Origin of the sequence: Phenylobacterium sp. (assembly GCF_016793285.1) — a bacterium.
In the GTDB taxonomy this organism is placed as follows: Bacteria; Pseudomonadota; Alphaproteobacteria; order Caulobacterales; family Caulobacteraceae; genus Phenylobacterium.
Genome location: NZ_JAEUMO010000010.1, coordinates 90,046 through 108,490, shown reverse-complemented (window position 1 = coordinate 108,490; position 18,445 = coordinate 90,046). Strand labels below are relative to the sequence as shown.

19 protein-coding genes are annotated in these 18,445 nt (G+C 67.0%); 6 read left to right on the top strand and 13 right to left on the bottom strand.

Going from position 1 to position 18,445, the window contains the following annotated elements:
• Positions 1–24: 24 nt before the first annotated feature.
• Together JNL41_RS01295 and JNL41_RS01290 are read right to left on the bottom strand one after the other, a co-directional pair.
• Positions 25–543 (bottom strand): arsenate reductase ArsC, encoded by a 519-nt coding sequence (locus JNL41_RS01295; RefSeq protein ID WP_293472428.1) that lies wholly within the window; start codon positions 541–543, stop codon positions 25–27.
• A 7-nt stretch (positions 544–550) separates the two neighbouring features.
• Entirely contained in the window at positions 551–904 is a 354-nt protein-coding gene (locus JNL41_RS01290) for a helix-turn-helix transcriptional regulator (RefSeq protein WP_293472427.1), read from the bottom strand.
• Between the two features lie 57 nt (positions 905–961).
• Between JNL41_RS01290 and arsH the strand changes: the two genes are divergently transcribed.
• The gene (gene arsH / locus JNL41_RS01285; RefSeq protein ID WP_293472425.1) at positions 962–1,690 is read left to right on the top strand and encodes an arsenical resistance protein ArsH; all 729 of its coding nucleotides are present in this window, start codon (positions 962–964) and stop codon (positions 1,688–1,690) included.
• A gap of 92 nt (positions 1,691–1,782) precedes the next feature.
• A complete protein-coding gene (locus JNL41_RS01280) occupies positions 1,783–2,259 on the top strand; it encodes a DUF305 domain-containing protein (RefSeq protein WP_293472423.1) in 477 nt (158 codons plus the stop codon).
• A gap of 5 nt (positions 2,260–2,264) precedes the next feature.
• Here JNL41_RS01280 and JNL41_RS01275 read toward each other — a convergent pair whose 3' ends face one another.
• The 3 genes from JNL41_RS01275 to JNL41_RS01265 are packed head-to-tail and all read right to left on the bottom strand — an operon-like array spanning position 2,265 to position 3,582.
• Complete coding sequence (locus JNL41_RS01275; RefSeq protein WP_293472421.1) at positions 2,265–2,852, bottom strand: RNA polymerase sigma factor; 588 nt, start codon at positions 2,850–2,852, stop codon at positions 2,265–2,267.
• Positions 2,852–3,292: a periplasmic heavy metal sensor gene (locus tag JNL41_RS01270; RefSeq protein WP_293472419.1), complete on the bottom strand. Its 441-nt coding sequence runs from the start codon at positions 3,290–3,292 to the stop codon at positions 2,852–2,854. The genes JNL41_RS01275 and JNL41_RS01270 overlap by 1 nt, the downstream gene beginning before the upstream one ends.
• A complete protein-coding gene (locus JNL41_RS01265; RefSeq protein WP_293472417.1) occupies positions 3,289–3,582 on the bottom strand; it encodes a hypothetical protein in 294 nt (97 codons plus the stop codon). Before JNL41_RS01265 ends, JNL41_RS01270 begins: the two co-directional genes overlap by 4 nt.
• A 134-nt stretch (positions 3,583–3,716) precedes the next feature.
• On the opposite strand from JNL41_RS01265, the gene cueR reads away from it, so the two are divergent.
• Positions 3,717–4,169 (top strand): Cu(I)-responsive transcriptional regulator, encoded by a 453-nt coding sequence (gene cueR, locus JNL41_RS01260; protein WP_293472415.1) that lies wholly within the window; start codon positions 3,717–3,719, stop codon positions 4,167–4,169.
• On the opposite strand, the gene JNL41_RS01255 is transcribed toward cueR, so the two are convergent.
• On the bottom strand, positions 4,120–4,449 hold the full coding sequence (locus tag JNL41_RS01255; RefSeq protein ID WP_293472414.1) for a copper-binding protein: 330 nt from the start codon (positions 4,447–4,449) through the stop codon (positions 4,120–4,122). The two genes, cueR and JNL41_RS01255, sit on opposite strands and share 50 nt — an antisense overlap.
• Positions 4,450–4,531: 82 nt before the next feature.
• Positions 4,532–6,880 carry a heavy metal translocating P-type ATPase gene (locus JNL41_RS01250; RefSeq protein WP_293472412.1) on the bottom strand — a complete coding sequence of 783 codons (2,349 nt, stop codon included), beginning with the start codon at positions 6,878–6,880 and terminating at the stop codon, positions 4,532–4,534.
• Positions 6,881–7,171: 291 nt separating this feature from the next.
• On the opposite strand from JNL41_RS01250, the gene JNL41_RS01245 reads away from it, so the two are divergent.
• Both JNL41_RS01245 and JNL41_RS01240 read left to right on the top strand, forming a co-directional pair.
• Positions 7,172–9,013 carry a copper resistance system multicopper oxidase gene (locus JNL41_RS01245; protein ID WP_293472410.1) on the top strand — a complete coding sequence of 614 codons (1,842 nt, stop codon included), beginning with the start codon at positions 7,172–7,174 and terminating at the stop codon, positions 9,011–9,013.
• Entirely contained in the window at positions 9,010–10,062 is a 1,053-nt protein-coding gene (locus JNL41_RS01240) for a copper resistance protein B (RefSeq protein WP_293472408.1), read from the top strand. The genes JNL41_RS01245 and JNL41_RS01240 overlap by 4 nt, the downstream gene beginning before the upstream one ends.
• 45 nt (positions 10,063–10,107) lie before the next feature.
• Here JNL41_RS01240 and JNL41_RS01235 read toward each other — a convergent pair whose 3' ends face one another.
• The 6 genes from JNL41_RS01235 to copC all read right to left on the bottom strand — a co-directional run bounded on the left by JNL41_RS01235 (position 10,108) and on the right by copC (position 17,886).
• Entirely contained in the window at positions 10,108–13,236 is a 3,129-nt protein-coding gene (locus JNL41_RS01235; RefSeq protein ID WP_293472406.1) for an efflux RND transporter permease subunit, read from the bottom strand.
• Entirely contained in the window at positions 13,233–14,756 is a 1,524-nt protein-coding gene (locus JNL41_RS01230; protein WP_293472404.1) for an efflux RND transporter periplasmic adaptor subunit, read from the bottom strand. Before JNL41_RS01230 ends, JNL41_RS01235 begins: the two co-directional genes overlap by 4 nt.
• Entirely contained in the window at positions 14,753–15,991 is a 1,239-nt protein-coding gene (locus tag JNL41_RS01225) for a TolC family protein (RefSeq protein ID WP_293472403.1), read from the bottom strand. The genes JNL41_RS01230 and JNL41_RS01225 overlap by 4 nt, the downstream gene beginning before the upstream one ends.
• Before the next feature lie 130 nt (positions 15,992–16,121).
• A complete protein-coding gene (locus tag JNL41_RS01220) occupies positions 16,122–16,484 on the bottom strand; it encodes a hypothetical protein (RefSeq protein WP_293472401.1) in 363 nt (120 codons plus the stop codon).
• Between the two features lie 52 nt (positions 16,485–16,536).
• On the bottom strand, positions 16,537–17,517 hold the full coding sequence (gene copD, locus JNL41_RS01215; RefSeq protein WP_293472399.1) for a copper homeostasis membrane protein CopD: 981 nt from the start codon (positions 17,515–17,517) through the stop codon (positions 16,537–16,539).
• Positions 17,518–17,886, bottom strand: coding sequence for a copper homeostasis periplasmic binding protein CopC (gene copC / locus JNL41_RS01210; RefSeq protein ID WP_293472397.1), 369 nt, complete (start codon positions 17,884–17,886; stop codon positions 17,518–17,520). It lies immediately after the preceding gene.
• Between the two features lie 219 nt (positions 17,887–18,105).
• Between copC and JNL41_RS01205 the strand changes: the two genes are divergently transcribed.
• Positions 18,106–18,330 carry a helix-turn-helix transcriptional regulator gene (locus tag JNL41_RS01205; protein ID WP_293472395.1) on the top strand — a complete coding sequence of 75 codons (225 nt, stop codon included), beginning with the start codon at positions 18,106–18,108 and terminating at the stop codon, positions 18,328–18,330.
• Positions 18,331–18,445 lie beyond the last annotated feature (115 nt).

Here is an 18,445-nt window from a genome sequence, read left to right as displayed (position 1 = left end):
CCAGGCTGGCGTTGGGCGAAGCCGTCATAGAGCCTGCGCCGCGTCGTCCGCCGTTTCATGGATTTCGCGCAGTCTCGCCTTCAGCGTCGGCCCTTCGATCGTTTCGATCGGCAGGCTCAGGAACAGCCTGATGCGATTGCCGAGCAGGCGGGCCGCCTCAGCGAACGCAGCGTCGATCTCGACGTCCGAACCCTGGACGGCTGCAGGGTCAGGAATGCCCCAGTGGCCACTGGTCGGGTGGCCAGGCCAGATCGGGCAGACCTCGCCAGCCGCGTTGTCGCAAACCGTGATGATGACATCGAAAGCCGGCGCGTCGGGCCGGGCGAACTCATCCCAGGATTTCGAGCGGAAATCCGAGAGCTGAAAGCCGCAGTTCTCCACCACAGTGCGGACGTGCGGGTTCACGCGGCCGGTCGGCGTCGAGCCGGCGGAATAGGCGCGGAAACGGCCTCGCCCTTCCTTGTTCAGGATCGCCTCGGCCAGGACGGAGCGCGCCGAGTTGCCCGTGCAAAGAAAGAGGACGTTGTAGATCTTGTCTGTCACGAGGTCCTCAGGTGCAGGCGCCTTCGGCCACGCAGCATTGGCTGGCGATGGCGGCGAGCGGGGCGCAGATTTCGGGGGATCCGCTGCAGCAATCCTCCATCAGGTAAGCGAGGAGGTCGCGCATGACGGCGTAGCAGGCGGTGTAGATGATGGACCGGCCGTCGCGGCGGGATGTCACCAAGCCGGCTTGCGCCAGAATGTGAAGGTTCGCCGTGGTGGTGCTTGGGGGGCTGGCGACATGGCGTGCAATGTCGCCCGCCGCGATCCCTTCCGGCCCGGCTGTGACGAGCAGTCGAAAAATGGACAGACGCCCCTCGTGGGCGAGCGCCGATAAGTTGACGACAGCGGTTTGAATTTCCATATTTCTAGAATAAACAAAATATATGACCGTTCAACGACGATCTTTGAGTGCCTGACGATGACTGAGTTTCCCGCACTGCAGCCGGCCTATCTGCCGGGGCCAGATATGTCCCAGCTTCCGCCACGTGAGCGCGCGAGCCACCCGCCACGCATCCTCATGCTCTATGGCTCGCTTCGGGAAAGGTCCTACAGCCGCCTGCTGACGGAGGAGGCGGGGAGGATTCTCGAGAGGTTGGGCTGCGAGGTGCGCATATTCGACCCGCGCGATCTTCCGCTGCCCGACGCGACGGCTGCTGAGCACCTGAAAGTGCAGGAATTGCGAGAGCTGTCGGCCTGGTCCGAAGGGCAGGTCTGGTGCAGTCCTGAGCGCCACGGTGCGATTTCGGGGGTCATGAAGGCTCAGATCGATTGGATTCCGCTAGAGGTGGGGAGCGTGCGCCCGACCCAAGGCCGCACCCTGGCTGTCATGCAGGTCAGCGGCGGCTCGCAATCGTTCAACGCCGTCAACACCTTGCGCTTGCTCGGCCGATGGATGCGGATGATCACAATCCCCAACCAGTCGTCGGTGGCGAAGGCTTTCCAAGAGTTCGAGCCTGACGGCCGCATGAAGCCGTCGAGCTACTACGACCGGGTCGTCGATGTGATGGAGGAACTGGTCAAGTTCACGGTCCTGACCCGCGATTGCGCAGACTACCTCGTTGATCGCTACAGCGAACGGAAAGCCAGCGGACGCATAACCGAGCATGTGGAGCTGGCCCGCTTAGCGATGTCGCACGAGGCGTTTTAGGCCTCCGCACCTCTGGCCAATTGTCGTGGAGATGCCGCGGGCAACGCCCACATCTCCAGGACGTTTCGTCAGCACGCTAGAGGACCGTGCTGATGGACCACGCCAAAAAAGACCCTGACATGGCTCGAAAGCACTATGGCCGCCTGGCCCTGATGATCGTGCTGTCGTTCATCTCGATGTACGTGCTGATGTACGCGATGGTGGACAAGTTCGCGGACGTCCATCCCAGCTTGAACCAAGCCTACATGGCCGGCCTGATGACCGCGCCGATGGTGGTGATCGAGCTCATCCTGATGAGCATGATGTATCCGCTGCGGGGCCTGAACGCTGCGATCCTCGCCACCAGTGTTGTCGTCGGTGTGCTGTGTTTCGCTGGCATCCGCCAGCAATGGCTGATTGGCGACGGTGAGTTCCTCCGCTCGATGATCCCGCACCACTCGGGCGCGATCCTCATGTGCGGAAAGGCGCCGATCCAGGACCCCGAACTGAAGCGGCTGTGCGCGACGATCATCCAGGGGCAGCAGGATGAGATCGACCAGATGAACGCCATGCTGAAGGCGTCACGCTAATCGGCTCAGGCCGCGCCCGGCCTCAAGTCCGGGTCCAGTTGATCGATCAGCAGCTTTCGGGCGCGATAGACACGGGTCTCGATCGTCTTGACCGACACCGCCAGCATATCGGCCGCCTCTTGCTGGCTGTATCCCTCGAAGGCCGTGAGGATCAGCGCCTCTTTCAAAGCGCCCGGCAGCCGGCTGACAGCATAGTCCAGCCGGCGGGCCTGTTCGTCCTGCAGAACAAGGTGCTCGGCGCCGGGCGCGGGGTCGGCCTTTTCCAGCGCCTCCGTCTCCTCGTCTAGCGGCTTCGAGCCGAAGATCGCCCGGCGGACCAGCATGCGGCGACCGCGGTCGCGGGCCTTGTTGATGGCGATGGTGCGAAGCCAGGCCCCGAAGGAACGGCTCGGGTCGTAGCGCTTCAGCGCGGACCAGGCCGCGATGAACGCCTCATGGGCGGCCTCATAGGCTTCGTCGCCGTCGCCGCTGTAGCGCCGCAGCAGCCGGTAGAGGGATTCCTTATGGCGACGGACGAGCACGGCGAAGGCCCGGTCGTCACCTTCGGCGGCCCGGCGAGCGAGAACGGCATCGGACGCCTCGGCGTCCGACATCACCGGGCGTCTTGGGTCAGCGACTGGACGACGGTTTCGTCGAACTTGGCCGTCTGTTGAGGCGTCAGGACCGATCGCATGGCCAAGGTGTGGACCATGGTCTCCTTCTGCAATTCGCCCATGGCATGGTGGAAGCGGTCAATCGCCGCCTGGACCTCGGGCGTGTAGGCGTGCTGCTGCTGGAAGGCGCGAGCCAGTTCGGCGTTGGCCGCTTTCATTTCGGCTTCAAGCGCCCGGCGCTTGACCTCATGGTCCCGCTCGATGCCTTCGAGCCTCGCCTTCTGGTCTGCCGTCAGGTTCAGCTTCTCGTGCACGAGTTCATGTAACGGCGTGGGCCGCTGCATCTGACGCTTCACATAGGCCGCGCCGCCCCAAACGCCGAGTGCGCCGAGTACCAGCGACAAAACCAGCGTCAGCGCCATGCCGCGCATCACGCTCATCGGCCGCCCTCAAGGAGGGTCGACGGCGCGAGGCTGGCCACCGATGAGAAGGTCGCATAGGGGTGCGGCGCCGCGATCTCGGAGGTGGCGATTGCGCCGCCGGCTGTCAGGCCCATCGCAAGCGCCAGACCCAAGGACGCCAACCGCACAGGGGTGAGTGCAGCCGAGGCGCGGGCTTCGCGACGACGCAGAGCGATGCTGTGACCAATCATGTCGTCCAGCCCGTCCAGCGAACGATCCGTCGGAACGGCGTTCAGCCGCGCGACGAGTTCATCCAAGCGTTCAGTCATATCCACATCCTCACGCCGTCCCCTGACCGGTATACGCCGCAGCCACGTTTGACCCCTGACAGGGATTGATCGCCAGGAGCTTGACCTTCCCATGATGGGAAGTCTTAGCAAAGCGGATCACTTGAGGGATCGGCATGAACATCGGGCAGGCGTCGGACGCCTCAGGCGTCTCCGCCAAGATGATCCGCTACTACGAACAGATCGGACTTATCCGGCCGGCGGGCCGCACCGACACGAACTATCGGAGCTTCAGCGAGCGGGACCTGAACGACCTGCGCTTCATCAAGCGGGGCCGCGCGCTGGGTTTCTCTATCGAAGAAATCACCAACCTGCTGTCGCTTTGGCGAGACCGCACCCGGCCTAGCCGCGAGGTCAAGGCTATCGCCGATGGCCATGTCGCGGACCTGAGGACCCGGATCGCCGAGATGCAGGCCATGGCCGACACCCTGAGCGCGCTTTCCGAGTGCTGTGCGGGGGATGAACGTCCCGACTGCCCGATCCTCAGCGACTTGGCGGCGGGTCCGCGACCGGTCGCGCCTACTTCGGCTGAATCGCGACGGCTTCGGGCGCCGCGCCGCCCGTCTTGACCGTGAACGCCACCTGCTGGCCGACCTTTACGGTTTTGAGCAGAGCAGGGTCGGCCTTGAACGCCATCGTCATCGCCGGCCAGTTCAGCGCGGCGATGGGCCCGTGTTGCAGGGTCACCGAGCCCGCCTTGGCGTCGATTTTCTTCACCACCCCGGCGCCTTGGACGCCGGCGGGAGCCGCCATGGCCATGCCGGGCATGCTGCTCATGTCGTGAGGGGCCTGGGCAAAGGCCGGAGCGCTAAGGGCCAGGGCGCCGAGGGCCGCGAGGACCAGCTTCATCGTCAATCTCCAGATTTGATCGGCCGGGCGCGGCAAAGCACGCGGCGTTTGTTTGGGTTACGCATCAGCCTTCCCTCGACCCTCAAAGGCGCACGGCGCGGAGGCGCAGGGCGTTGGCGATCACGCTGACGCTGGACAGAGCCATAGCTGCGGCCGCCAGGGCAGGGGACAGGAGCCAGCCGAAAGTCGGGTAGAGGACTCCCGCCGCGATCGGGACGCCGGCGACATTGTAAGCGAAGGCGAACACCAGGTTCTGGCGGATGTTCCGCATCACGGCGGCGGACAGCCGGCGCGCCCGGACCAAGCCCTGCAGGTCCCCATGAAGCAGGGTGACCCCGGCGCTCTCGATGGCGACGTCGGCGCCGGCGCCCATGGCGACGCCGACGTCCGCGGCCGCCAGGGCCGGCGCGTCGTTGACGCCATCACCGGCCATGCCGACCACGCGGCCTTCTCGGCGCAGGCGTTCGACAACGGCGGCCTTGTCCTGCGGCAGCACTTCCGCTTCCACCTCGTCGAGCCCAAGCTGATCGGCGACCGCCTTGGCCGTGACGTGATTGTCGCCGGTCATCATCACCAGCCTCACCCCCGCGGCTTTCAGCGCCCGGATCGCCTCAGCCGTGGTCGCCTTGATTGGGTCCGCGATCGCCAGGACCGCCGCCAGTTGGCCGTCCACCGCCATCAGCACCGTCGTGGCGCCGCCGCTCCGCAGGCGGGCGATGTCGGCATCCAGCGCCGCCGTCTCGACCCCGTGCTCCTGCAGCAGCCGCGAGCCGCCCAGCATGATCGCCCGGTTCTCGACGCGGCCGAGCACGCCCTTGCCGACCGGCGAGTCGAAGTCGGCCGCTTCCGAAAGGGGCAGGTTCTTGTCTTTCGCCGCGCGTAGGATGGCGTCGGCCAGGGGATGTTCGCTGCCGCGCTCCAGGCTGGCCGCCAGCCGCAGAACCTCGTCCTCGGTGAAGCCGGGCGCCGGCCGGACCTCGGTCACCGCGGGGCGGCCTTCCGTCAGGGTGCCGGTCTTGTCGACGACGAGGGTGTCGACTTTTTCAAAGCGCTCCAGCGCCTCGGCGTTCTTGATCAGCACGCCGGCTTGGGCGCCGCGTCCGACGCCGACCATGATCGAGATCGGCGTCGCCAGGCCGAGGGCGCATGGACAGGCGACGATCAACACCGACACCGCGGCGATCAGCGCGTATCCGAAGCGTGGTTCCGGACCGACCAGCGCCCAGACGGCCGCAGCGGCGAGGGCGACCGCGATGACGGTCGGCACAAACCAGCCCGACACACGGTCGGCGAGGCGCTGGATCGGCGCACGGCTACGCTGAGCCTGAGCGACCATCTGCACGATCTGGGAAAGCAGCGTGTCGGCGCCGACTTTTTCCGCGCGCAGGATGAAGGAGCCGGTCTTGTTAAGCGCGCCGGCAACCACCTTGGCGCCGGCTTCCTTTGTGACGGGCATGGACTCGCCGGTGACCATCGACTCGTCAACCGAGACCCGTCCCTCGACCACTTCGCCGTCGACCGGGATCTTTTCACCCGGCCGCACCCGTAGGCGGTCGCCAACCAGGATCGCCTCGACCGCGACTTCCTCATCATCGCCGGCGGCTGTGATGCGCCGCGCTGTCTTCGGCGCGAGGTTGAGCAGGGCCTTCAGCGCGCCGGAGGTTCTCTCGCGGGCGCGCAGTTCCAGAACCTGACCGAGCAGGACCAGGACCGTGATCACCGCGGCAGCTTCGAAATAGACCGGCACCGATCCGTCAGATCGACGGAATGCCGAGGGGAAAAGGCCTGGCGCCGCCACCGCGGCGACGCTGTAGAGCCAGGCGACGCCGACGCCCATGGCGATCAGCGTGAACATGTTGAGGCTGCGCGCCCGCAACGAAGCCCAGCCGCGGGCGAAGAACGGCGCGCCGGCCCACAGCACGACGGGACTGGCCAGGGCGAACTGAATCCAGTTCGACGTCGCGGGCGAGACCATGAGTCCGTGCCCGAGCAGGTGGGCGCCCATCTCCAGCCCGAAGACCGGAATCGTCAGCGCCAGGCCGATCCAGAACCGGCGGCTCATATCGGCGAGTTCGGGGTTCGGGCCGCTGTCGGCCGAAACCACTTCGGGCTCAAGCGCCATGCCGCAGATCGGACAAGAGCCTGGCCCGATCTGCCGGATCTGCGGGTGCATCGGGCAGGTGTAGATGGCGCCGCTGTCGTGGACGGCGTCTGGCTGGGGCTTCTTTTGCGTCAGGTAGCGCGCCGGATCGGCCTGGAACTTCGTCTCGCAGCCGGTCGAGCAGAAATAGAAGGTTTCGCCGCCATGTTCGGCCACGCCACGGGCCGTCTTCGGATCGACGGACATCCCGCACACCGGATCCTTGACCCGGCCCCCATCGGCGCCCGCATGGGCGTGTCCATGGTCATGGTGATGATGGTGTTCGGACATCGGTCCCTCCGAAGGGCGGCGCGAAGCCGTCTCTAGGTTTACGCCGCAGCGGCGACCTATCCCCTGCCGGGGAGCGACCACTGAAAGCGAACCCGCCAGGCTTCGTTGGCGCGCCTCTGGCCGCCCGAACCGCTCGCTTCGCCCGGACAGATAGGGCTTCCCATGATGGGAAGGTCAAGGGCTGGAGCCGCGAGTTCGACGTGACGTTGTGCAAGGGGCCGATCGAGCCTGGCGCGTATCCCGAAGAGAGCGCGGCCCGGTCGCGCCGGTTCGCGTTGGGAAGTCTGTTTCATGAAAGCTCTCAATCGGCGCCAGCTCTTGCGCGGCGCCTCGGCGGTCGGAAGCGGGTTTGCTCTGGCGAGCCTGTTGCCGGCTTGGGCGCAGAGCGCCACGGTCGGCGCCGACCCCAGTCTGCCGACCTTGAGCGGACCGAACATCGACCTTCGGATCGGCCATTCGAGTCTGTCGATTGACGGCCGCGCCGGTCACGCGGTGACGATCAACGGTACGGTGCCGGGCCCGTTGCTGCGCCTCAAGGAGGGCCAGAAGGTCCGTCTGTCGGTGACCAACGACCTGGACGAGGAAACCTCGATCCATTGGCACGGTATCCTCGTGCCCTTCCAGATGGACGGGGTCCCCGGCGTGAGCTTCCCGGGCATCAAGCCGGGCCAGACCTTCGTCTATGAGTTCCCGATCATCCAGTCGGGGACGTACTGGTATCACAGCCATTCCGGCCTGCAGGAGGCCGAGGGACACTATGGGCCGATCATCATCGACCCGGCCGAGTCCGACCCGGTCGCTTACGACCGCGAGCACGTGATCGTCCTATCCGACTTCAGCTTCATGCACCCGCACCTGATCTTTAAGCGGCTGAAGCAGCAGGGCGGGCTATTCAATTTCCAGAAGCAGACCGTAGGTGGTCTGCTGGCCGGCAAGGACCAGACGCTCGCAGAGCGGATGGAGTGGGCCAAGATGCGGATGGACCCCACCGACATCTCGGACGTCACGGGTTCTGTCCTGAAGTTCCTCGTCAACGGCCACGGCCCTGCGGACAACTGGACGGGCCTGTTCATCCCCGGCGAACGTGTCCGGCTGCGCGTGATCAACACGGCCGCGCAGATGGTGTTCAACGTCCGTATTCCCGGCCTCAAGATGACCGTCGTCGCCGCGGATGGTCAGGCCGTGCGGCCGATCGAAGTCGATGAGTTCCAGATCGGCAACGCCGAAACCTACGACGTCATCGTTCAGCCTACGGAAGACGAGGCCTACACCCTGGTCTCCGAGGCGGTGGACCGCTCGGGCATGGGCCGCGCGACCCTCGCCCCGCGCCCGGGCATGTCGGCTCCGGTTCCGCCGCTGCGCGAGCGCCCGCTCACGACCATGCGCGACATGGGGATGGACATGAGCGCCATGCAGGGCATGGGCGGGATGGCCGGCATGGACCACAGCGCCATGGGCCACGAGATGGGGGCCATGCCCGGAATGGCAGCGATGCCGGGCATGACGCCCCCGCCGGGGATGGCGCCGCCGAAGCCGCGTGGATCGGACGCCATGGGCCACAGCATGGCCGGCATGAAGATGTCTATGCGCGATCCGCAGAACGCGCCTGGGGTGAAGCTGGGGCCGGGGGTGCAGACCATCACGCCGATCCCCATCGACCGCACCGGCGAACCGGGACAGGGGTTGGCCAGCGTTGGCCACCGCGTCCTCGTCTACAAGGATCTCGTGGCCCTAAAGCCCAATCCGGACCGGCGCACGCCGACCCGAGCGCTCGACATCCACCTGACCGGCAACATGGAACGGTTCATGTGGGGGTTCGACGGACAAAAGTTCAGCGAGACCAGCCAGCCCTACAGCTTCGAGAAGGGCGAACGGGTGCGGGTGACGCTGATCAACGACACCATGATGGCCCACCCGATCCACCTGCATGGCCACTTCTTTGAATTGATCCACGCGCCGCCAGGCTTCGGCCCACGCAAACATACGGTGATCGTGGCTCCGGGGGGCAAGGTCGCCTGGGACTTCACGGCCGACCCGGGCGACTGGGCCTTCCACTGCCACATGCTCTACCACATGCACGCCGGGATGTTTCAGGTGTTCAGCGTGCGCCCGCTCGCGGGAGGCGCCGCATGAACCGTCTCCTGCTCGTGGGTTTCGCTCCCCTGTTGCTGGCCCAGCCCGCCGCCGCCCAGACCATGGACCACTCGGCGATGGACCACTCGGCGATGCCGGGGATGGCGATGCCGTCCGCTCCAGCGTCTCCAGCTCAACCGGCCGCGCCCCAGGCGGCGCCGGCAGCCGCCGATGCGCATGCAGGCCATGCCATGCCGGGAATGGCGCCGGGCGCTCCGTCGTCAGCCCAGACACCGTCGATGCCCGGCATGGCCATGCCTACGGGCGACATGGCCGGCCACGATATGACGGCGATGGCCCAGCCGGAGATTCCGAAATCACCGCCGCCGCCGGCGCCGGCCGATCACTTGGCAGACCGGTTTTACGACCCTTCCGCCATGGCCGCAGCGCGCAGCCTGCTGAGGCAGGAACACGGCGCTCAGCCGCTCTCGATGGTCATGGCCAATCTGCTCGAATACCAAACCCCACGGAGCGGCCAGGCCGGATACCGTTGGGAGGGCGAGGCCTGGTTCGGAAGCGACGTGAACCGGCTCGTGCTGAAGAGCGAAGGCCAAGGCAAGGAAGGCGAAGGCCTGGAGGACGCCGAACTGCAGGCGCTGTATTCCCGCGCCATCGGTCCCTATTTCGACCTGCAGGCGGGGGTTCGCCAGGATTTTGAGCCTCGGGGACGGACTTACGCCACGGTCGGCCTTGAAGGGCTCGCGCCCTACTGGTTCGACGTCCAGGGCGCGCTGTTCCTGTCGACCAAGGGTGAATTGCTGGCTCGCGCCGAGACCACTTACGATCTGAGGCTGACCCAGCGGCTCATCCTGCAGCCTCGCGCCGAACTGAACCTGTCCGCCCAGGACACGCCGGAGACCCGAACGGGGTCGGGCCTGGCGGACGCCGAACTCGGCTTGCGGCTTCGCTACGAGGTTCGTCGGGAGTTTGCGCCCTATGTCGGGGTGTCGTGGGACCGCAAATTCGGCAAGACCGCCGACTATGCCCGCGCCGCCGGCGAGGACCGTTCCGACGTGCGGTTCGTCGTCGGCATCCGCTCCTTCTTCTGATCGGATCGGCTGGGGCCGCTTGGCGGCGGCCCCAGCCCAGGCCGACTAGACGCGGGCTCGCGCGCCGCGTCGGCGCAGCAGCAGGTATCCGGCCGGGATCACCAGCATCGACAACAGCGGCGCCGTCAGCATGCCGCCGATCATCGGCGCGGCGATGCGGCTCATAACCTCCGACCCGGCCCCATGCCCGAAGAGGATCGGGGCCAGGCCGGCCAGGATCACGGCGACCGTCATCGCCTTTGGCCGCACGCGCAGCAGGGCGCCTTCCCGTACAGCGGCGTCGAGATCCTCGCCGGAGGGATGCGGCCCGCGCTCGGCCAGCGCCTGCTTCAGGTAGATCAGCATCACCACACCGAACTCGGCGGACACCCCGGCCAGGGCGATGAAGCCGACGCCCGTGGCCACCGATTGGTGGAAGCCCAGCAGGTAGAGCGCCCAGATTCCGCCGGTCAAGGCGAAGGGCAGGGTGGCCATGATCAGCGCTGCCTCATCAAAGCGGCCGAAGGTCAGGTAGAGCAGTACGAAGATGATCAGCAGCGTCGCCGGCACGACAACCTTGAGCCGGGCTGCGGCCCGCTGGAGATATTCGAACTGCCCCGAGTAGGCGATCGATACGCCCGGCGGCAATCGGACCTCGTGACCGACCGCCCGTTGCAGGTCGCCGACCACAGCGCTGAGGTCGCGGTCTCTGACATCGACATAGACCCAGGTCGAGGGACGGGCATTCTCGGTCTTCAGCATGGGCGGGCCATCGACGATGGAAATCCGCGCCAGGGTTCCCAGCGTGATCTGTTGCCCGGACGGTGTGAGGATCGGCAGCGCCCGCAGACCTTCCAGGCTGTCGCGCAATTCGCGCGGATAGCGCAGGTTGATCGGGTAGCGGGCGACGCCCTCGACGGTCTCGCCGATGTTCTCGCCGCCGACCGCGCCGGAGACGATCGACTGCACGTCGGCGATGTTGAGGCCAAAGCGGCCTGCGGCGACGCGGTCGATATCGACGTCGACGTAACGCCCGCCCGTGAGCCGTTCCGCCAGGGCCGAGCTGACGCCTGGGATGCGCTTGGCGACAGCCTCAACCTGACCGGCGACACGATCGAGATCCTGCAGGTTGGCGCCGGAGACCTTCACCCCGATGGGGCTCTTGATGCCGGTGGCCAGCATGTCGATGCGGTTGCGGATTGGCGGCACCCAGACGTTAGCCAGACCAGGGACTTTCACCGCCTGATCAAGCGCTTCGACCAGGCGGTCCGGGGTCATCCCCGGTCGCCACTGGTCGCGCGGTTTGAACTGGATGGTCGTCTCGAACATCTCGAGCGGCGCGGGATCGGTGGCGGTCTCGGCCCGGCCAGCCTTGCCGAACACGGTCTTGACCTCCGGCACCGTCATGATCAGCCGGTCGGTCTGCTGCAGCAATTCAGACGCTTTGGCCGCCGAAAGGCCGGGCAGGGCCGACGGCATGTAGAGCAGGTCGCCTTCATCCATCGGCGGGATGAATTCACCCCCCAGCCGGCTGAGCGGCCAAGCCGTCGTCGCGAACGCCAGCAGCGCCACGAGCAACGTCAACCGCGGGCGTCGCATCACCACCTCCAAGGCCGGCTCGTAGAGACGGGTCAGCAGGCGATTGAGCGAATTGGCGGACTCCGGAGGAATGCGACCGCGGATGAGATAACCCATCAGCACCGGCACCAGGGTCACCGACAGCACCGCCGCACCCGCCATGGCGTAGCTCTTGGTGAAGGCGAGCGGCGCGAACAGCCGTCCTTCCTGCGCCTGGAGCGCGAATACCGGCACGAAGGACAGGGTGATGATGACGAGGCTGAGAAACAGGGCTGGCCCGACCTCGGCGGCGGCTGTGGTGACCAACGTCCAGCGCCGTGGACCGTCCAAGGTTTCACCCGGATGATCATGGCTCCAGCGTTCCAGATGCTTGTGCGCGTTCTCGATCATCACCACCGCCGCATCGACCATGGCGCCGATCGCGATGGCGATGCCGCCTAGCGACATGATGTTGGCGTTCACCCCCTGCAGCCGCATCACGAGGAAGGCGATCAATACGCCCAGCGGCAGGGTGACGATCGCCACCAAGGCAGAGCGGACATGCCAGAGGAAGAGGGCGCAGACGATGGCGACCACCACAAATTCCTCGCCAAGCTTTCCGGTGAGGTTCTCAACCGCCCGGTCGATCAGTTGCGACCGGTCGTAGGTCGTCACCACCTCGACGCCGGGCGGCAGGCTGCGCTTCAGGTCCTCTAGCTTGCTCTTCACCGCCGCGATCGTTTCGCGGGCGTTCTTGCCGGACCGCAGGATCACGACACCGCCGGCGACTTCGCCCTGGCCGTTGAGTTCGGCCACGCCGCGCCGCATCTCCGGACCGACCTGGATCGTCGCCACCTCGCCAAGCGTGATGGGCACGCCACCAGCCCCCGCTCGAAGCGGAATGGCGCGGAAGTCGTCGAGCGTCTTCAGATAGCCGCTGGCCCGGACCATGTATTCGGCTTCGCCGAGTTCGAGCACCGAGCCGCCGGACTCCTGGTTGGCCTGCTGGATCGCTGTCACCGCCTGAGCGTGGGTCACGCCGTAGGCGGCCAGCCGGGTCGGATCGAGCACCACCTGATATTGGCGAACCATGCCGCCGATGCTGGCGACTTCGGCCACGTCCGGCAGGGTCTTCAGTTCATAGCGCAGGAACCAGTCCTGCAGGCCGCGCAACTGCGACAGGTCATGGCCGCCAGTCTTGTCGACCAGGGCGTATTCATAGACCCAGCCAACCCCCGTGGCGTCCGGCCCCAACGCCGGCTTGGCTGAGGCGGGGAGGCGGCTTTGGACCTGGTTGAGATACTCCAGCACCCGCGAGCGGGCCCAGTAGAGGTCGGTCCCGTCCTCGAACAGCACATAGGCGAAGCTGTCGCCGAAGAACGAGTACCCGCGCACCGTTTTGGCGCCAGGCACCGACAGCATGGTGGTCGTCAGCGGATAGGTGACCTGGTTTTCGACGATCTGTGGCGCCTGCCCCGGGTAGGTCGTGCGGATGATCACCTGGACGTCCGAGAGGTCGGGCAAGGCGTCCACCGGCGTGGAGCGGACCGCCCAGATCCCGGCGATCGCAAGACCGAGCGCCGCCAGCAGCACCAGGAAGCGCGCGCGCACTGCGGCGCGGATGACAGCGGCGATCATTGCGCGTCGCTCCGGGCGAGGCGGCGCACCGTCGGGCCGGCCGCCGGCTGGTCGAACGCGAAGCGCACGTTGTCGCCGACTTTCAGGCCACGGCCCATCGCGGGATCGGCGAGGCGAAATTGCATCGTCATCGCCGGCCACTGCAGGTCAGGGATCGGCTGGTGCGACAGGGTCACCGTGCCGCCGCCGATCTGTTCGATGCGCCCAGTGCTTTCATAAAGCGCAGGCTTGGCGGAGGGGCGAGCCGGCTGGGGCGCCGGCGAGGTTGGCGTCGGTCCGGGCATGGGCATGGGGGCAGCCGCCAATGGCCTTGGTTGCAGCCCCGACAAGCTGGCCTCCGAATCCAGCAGGAATTGACCCGAGGCGACGACCCGCTCGCCTTCCGAAAGCCCCGCGAGGATTTCAGTCTGGCCGGAGGCTTCCCTTCCGATCCGCACTTCGGCCGAGGCGTAGCGCCCGCCCGGCTGGGCGAGGATCACCAGACTGCGGCGACCGGTGCGGATCACCGCCTCAGACGGCACGAGGAGCGCCGGTTGGGCTGTTGCGCCCAACTGCACGGTGGCGAACTGGCCGGGCCGCAAGCGTCCAGCGGGGTTTGGCAGTTCTATGCGCACGGTGAGCGTCCGGGTGTCGGCGTTCGCCTGTGGCAGCAAGGCCGTCACGCGGCCGTTGAACGTCTCTCCTGGAAACGCCGCCAGGCTGGCCGTGGCCGTCTGGCCAAGGTGGACCTGTCCGCTCATGGCTTCCGGAACCGAGGCGTTCAGCCAAATGCGCGACAGGCCGTTGATCTCCGCCAGCGACTGGCCGGCCATCACTGTCATGCCGGGCCGCACGCTCAACGTCTTGATCAGTCCGCCCGTCGGCGTGGTGACGGTCGTCAGGGTCCGCGACTGACCGCTTTGCTCGACGGCGGCGATCATTGCGGGCGACATGCCGAGCAGCAACAGGCGCTGCCGGGCGGCGGCGATCAGCGCCGCGTCACCAGACCGGCGGGTTGCCAGAAACTCGGTCTGGGCTCCGGCCCACTCGGGAACCAGCAGATCGGCGAGCGGCGCTCCAGCGGCGACGACATCGCCAGGCGCTCGGCCATAGGTCCGTTGCACGAAGCCGCCCGTCCTGGCTTGCACAATGGCCACGTCGCGTTCGTTGAAGTCCAGGACGCCGGTGGCCGACACGGTGCTTTCGAGCTGGCCCCGTTGCGCCGTAGCGTAGCGCACGCCCAGGCTCTGGATGCGCGCGGGATCGACGCTCACGCCGGCCGACCCCGCGGCCGCCTCGTCGGCGTATTTCGGGATCATCTGCATGTCCATGAAGGGCGACTTGCCCGGCTTGTCGAAGTGCTGGGCGGGCACCATCGGGTCATACCAGTAGAGCACGCGCCGCTGAGGGGCGGGGCTGGAGACGGGTTTTGACTCTTGGCCGCGGCCGAGATGGGCGAGGCCGTAGCCGGCCGCTCCGGCGACAAGGGCAGTGGCGGTCAGGACCAGCAGGGTCGACCGGGACGAGGCGAAGGAGGTCATGGCTGGTCGCTCCCATAGGTCAGGACGAGATTGGCGGCGTCGACCGCCACGGCGGCCTCGCGGTCGAGGCGGGTGAGTTGGGCGTTGGCGAGGGCGGTGAAGGCCTGCAGGACAGCGGCGAGGTCGGCGCGGCCGGCGCCGTAGCTGGCCGTCTCCAGATCCGCGCGCTTCTGGGCCAGCGGGACGAGCACCGTCGCCGCGCGTCCCCATTGCTCATGGTGCATGTTGTGATCGGCCAGGGCGGCGTCCAATTGCGCGGCCAGTTCACGCCTCGTCGCCTCGCGTTCGGCGCGCGCCTGGCCGGCCGCGGCGACCTTGGCGGCGATGAGCGGATCCTGCCGGCGTCCGGCGAACAGCGGCAGGCTGATGGTGGCGCCCGCCGAAACCATGTCGCCAAACATCGGGTCGCGGCGCTGATAGGTCAGCTCCCAACTCCAGTCCGGCCGCTTCTCAGCACGCGCCATTCGCACGTCTGCCTCGGCCTGAGCCGTCGCAGCGTCTCCTTCCGCCAGGCGAGGGTGTTGGGCGACCGCGGCGCGAAGCCCCACGGGATCGACCTCGAAGGCCGGCGGAGTCCCCGCCACCTCGGCGGCGGGATCGCCGGTCCAGCGCGCCAGTTCAGCGCGCCCCCGCCCGACAGTCGCAAGTATCTCGCTGCGCCGATCCTGCAGGTCTGCCCGCATCTGCTCGGCCTCAAGAGACTGGCCGGGGCGCACCGCCCCTGACGCGACCGCCGATGGCGCCGAAGCCCACAAAGGCTCGAGTCGCGACAACACGGCGTCAACGGCGCTAAGCCGCTGCTCCGCGTAGTAAAGGTTGAGCCAGGAAACGGCGGCGGCGGTGCGCACATCCCGACGGCTCGCCAGTCGGGCGGCCCCGGCGGCCGTAATGTCGCTCTGAGCCCGCGCTCGCGCAGCGTCACGTTTCGCACCGTTGGGGATGTCCTGGGCGATCCCGATCCTCGCCATGGTCATGCTGTCGCCGTTGAATCGGCCGGCCGGCGGCCCGGAAACGGGGAAGTTGTCGATGCCGACCCCTAGTCTGGGATCGGGCAAGGCACCGGCCGCGCGGGCGGCGGCGCGAGCGCCGTCCACCTGCAGCGCCCTGGCTTGCAGGGTGGGAGAGGCGGTCTCGGCAAGGTCAAGCGCCGCCGCATAGGTGATCGGCGCCGCGTGGGCGCCGCTGGCCAGCAAGACGCCGGCCAAGGCAAGGGGAAGCCGCATGGCGATATCCACTCAGAATGTTCAGGGCCTGGGGATGCGCACGGAGGGGTCCAATGCCGCATCCAACGATCCGCCGCCCGCGGCGCGTTGAAGCGCGCCGTCGCGGGCGTTCGGAGCCGGTCCGCGCCAAGCGCGGCCGGCGTCAGGCGATGAGTCTGGGAGGTCGCTCGGCGCGCGGAGGCGGATGGGGTTTCAGCGCGGCGATCGGGGTCGCCTCGAGGGGTGTCTGAACAACCGGCGGCACGTAGACGACCGTCTCGGGCAGGGCGGCCACGACGCCGCACATGACGGCGCAGGCTTGGGCGCAGGCTTTGTCGTTCGTGGTCTTCGCGCCGTGGTCGCAGCAGGGATCAGCCGCCGCACCGCTGTGGTCGTCAGCCGAGGCGGCCATGACCATGCCGGGCATGTCGCCCATGGCCTCGGCGCAAGTCTGCTGAGCCGCGACCGCAGCGGCCGGACTGTAGAGCAGGCCCAACAGGGCGAAGAGGACGAGGAAGCGTCGCACGGTCAGACTATAGCCTTGGCCGTGGCGGCGGTCGATGACCCGCTGAGCCCAGTCATTGCGCCGACACCGGGGCCAGCATGCCAAACCAGGCGACGAGCGCCAGCACGGCGAAGCCCAAGCTGGTTTCGAGCAGAAGGCTGCGACGCAGAGCGCGCACGGCGGTCTCCGTTGGCCCGTCCGGGCTCAGCGGAGCGCCCAGGTCGGGCGTCCAGCGTCCGCGACTGAAATCAGCGTTGCTCAGGGCGAGGCCGAGGTCCGGCGTCAAGCGGAACCGGTTGGCGGCGGCAAGCCCCAGCATTGCGAGGAAAACGACGAGCTTCAGCGATAGAAGTTGCCCGTAGGGCGTCGTCCAGAGGCCGGAAAGGCGGGTGGGGCCGATCAGGAACCAACTGTTGATCAGTCCCGTCGCGACCAGGGTGGCGACCAGAACCGATCCGACTCCGGCAAACCCCTGCAGAGCCTTCTGCAGCGCCGCGTCCCGAACCGCATCTTGATGACGTCGCCAGCTGAGCAGCGCCAGGAAGGCCACGAGTGCGCCGACCCAGACTCCGGCGGCTAGGGCATGGAGGATGTCGGCAGTGAGATGCAGACCGCCGCCGGGGCCTTCCGTAGCGCCGCCGTGTCCCATCCACCCGAAGCTCCCGCAGGCCGCCCCGCCCGCCAAGGCGGTCACGATCAGCGCCGGACGGCGCATCGAGCTCATTAGCAGAACGGCTAGGGCGAGCGCCGCCGCCGCCCCGCGGACCACGGCGGCGCGGCCAAGGCCCATGGTGGTGACGACAGCGGACAGCGAGGCGGGTTGCAGCCCCTCGGCAACTGATCCGGCCAGAACGATGGTCTGGGCGACCAAACCGGCGAGGCTGGCGATCAGCAAGGTCGCGGCGCTCCAGACCAGGAGAGGTCGCAACCAGGGCAGACGAGGCGGCAAGCCAACGGGGAGGGCATAGAGGCAGAAGAGCGACGATCCGAACAGGATCGCCGCACCTCCGTACTGAGCCAGTCGCAGGGGAATGACGGCCGGCTCGACGACCACCTACTTCACCGTGAACGCGACATCGCCGTCCATCTTGTGGCCGTCAGTCGAAGCGGCGTGCCACTTGATCTTGTAGGCGCCGGGCATCAGGGCGGCCGCCGGGGCCCCCGTGATGGTCAGGCCGTCCTTCGACACGCTGGTCTTCACGGCGACGGCCATGTCGTTCATGCCGGGCATGGTCAGTTCGAACTTCGAGAACGCCGGGGTCAGTTTCTCGCTGAAGGTCAAGCTGATGGCCTTGGGGGCCGCCACGGTGGCGTTGGCGGCCGGGGTCGACTTGACAAGGTGGGCATGGGCCGAAGCCGTACCGGCGATGAAGAGAGCCGCAGTCGCGGCGAGTGCGGCGGCGGCGAATTGGGAGTGGCGCATGCGGTTTCCTTAGCTGGACGTTGTCCCTACCGGGGTTACGCACGGCTTCGCATTCGCCCCTCAAAGACGCTTGGAGCGCCCACATCGCGCCGAGGCGACCGTGTCCCGAGAAGACACCTTCAGGTTGATTTAACCCGGACGCCGATACATGGATGGTGGAATAAAATGAAGGCAGTGAGGCAGCGATTCTCATGCCGCTTGAGTTGGTGAGGATCGCCTGTGCCTGACCCGGCCGACTTGCGTCTAAGCCCTCGTCAAATCGAATGCTTGCGCCTCGCAGCTGAAGGGAAGACGTCGATAGAAATTGCGGCCAAGCTTGGCCTGTCTTCGCGCACCGTCGATCAGTATGTGGGTGAAGCCTGCGAACGCTTGAAGGTTCGCAATCGCGTTCAGGCCGTCGCGAAGGCCTTTGAACTGGGGCTCTTCTCTGATCCACCTCCGTAGAATCGCGGACCGCAAATCTGCGGAATTGACCGCTCTCAGGGTTGTCGGGAATCAATCAGTAGTGGTGTCACTGGCGTTGCTTACGAGCCCTTGCGGCTCAGCTAGTTGACGGTCC